At 32.5% G+C, this 1,392-nt stretch carries 2 protein-coding genes; both read left to right on the top strand.

Going from position 1 to position 1,392, the window contains the following annotated elements; translation table 11 throughout:
- Window positions 1–564, top strand: a 564-nt coding sequence (locus EG814_RS20875) for a transposase (protein ID WP_206430334.1), incomplete at its 5' end; no start/stop codon positions are given.
- On the top strand, window positions 510–1,392 hold an 883-nt coding region (locus EG814_RS20870), incomplete at its 3' end, for an IS3 family transposase (protein WP_164515355.1). The genes EG814_RS20875 and EG814_RS20870, both read left to right, overlap by 55 nt.

Below are 1,392 nucleotides of genomic sequence, written 5' to 3'. Positions count from 1 at the left end.
ATGCACTGCCCCCAAAAAGTTAGACACTATTTGGGGGCATTTTTTATGGAAAGAAAAGTAAAGTATGACTATGCATTTAAGTTAGAATGCGTAGAATTGGTTTTAAAGAAGCATTATTCAGATGGATATGTTTCAAGAATGAAGCAGATTCCAAGATGGAATATTCGCAAATGGGTCAGTTTTTATAAGACCTATGGAGAAATTGGCTTATTGTCAAGAATAAATAAAAGCTATTCAGTTGACTTTAAGCTGAAAGTACTCAAAAGCATAGAAAAGGAATCTCTTTCTTTGATGCAGGCTGGTATCAGATTCAATATCCCCAGTATTTCCATAATTTTAAAATGGAAAAAAGATTTTGCTAACTTTGGACTAGAAGGACTGCAACCAAAACAAAAAGGCAGACCAGTATCCATGAGTAATCATAAAAGCAGAAAAAGCAAATCAGACAAGCCTCTAACAAGAGAGCAAGAACTGCTAAAAGAAAACGAAAGGCTTCGTTGTGAGAATGAATTGCTAAAAAAGCTGCAAGCCTTAATTCAAGCCAGGAAAAATCCCAAGCCATAATCGATTTAAGGCATAAATTTGATTTAGATCTGCTTCTGGATCTGACAAATATGGCACGCAGCAGTTTTTATTATCATCAAAAGCAGAGCAGATCACCTGATAAATACAAAGAAACCAAAGATCTAATCAAAGCTATTTACCAAAGACATAAAGGGCGTTACGGCTACAGAAGAATAACCGATGAACTGCAGAATAGAGGACTAATCATCAATCACAAAACAGTTCTCAGATTAATGAATGTATTAGGTTTAAAAAGTATTATTAGAGTAAAAAAGTATAGATCATATAAAGGTGAAAATGGCAAAATAGCTCCCAATATATTAGAACGAAATTTTAAGGCAGAAGCTCCGAATCAAAAATGGGCAACCGATATTACAGAATTTAACGTAGCGGGAAATAAATTATACCTCTCACCAATAATTGACCTGTTTAATCAGGAAATAATCAGCTATGAACTCACAGAGAGGCCGGTGTTCAATCAAGTGGTTATGATGCTTAAAAAGGCATTTAGAAAAATACCAGACAATACAAACTTGATGCTTCATTCTGACCAAGGCTGGCAATACCAAATGAATCATTATCAATATTTATTAAAACAAAAAGGCATTGTACAAAGCATGTCAAGAAAAGGGAACTGCTTAGATAATGCAATTATTGAAAACTTCTTCGGAATATTAAAATCTGAAATGTTTTACACTCAAAAATTCAAATCAATAGAACAATTAAAAAAAGAAATTAATAAATATATAATCTATTACAATAACGAAAGAATTAAATCAAATCTAAACAAAATGAGCCCGATAAAATATCGAGCTCATTATTATCAAA

This window comes from Flavobacterium ustbae (assembly GCF_003946915.1).
GTDB classification, from domain to species: Bacteria; Bacteroidota; Bacteroidia; order Flavobacteriales; family Flavobacteriaceae; genus Flavobacterium; species Flavobacterium ustbae.
Note: the sequence above shows the minus strand (reverse complement) of the source record. Positions and strands in the feature narration are given on the sequence as shown.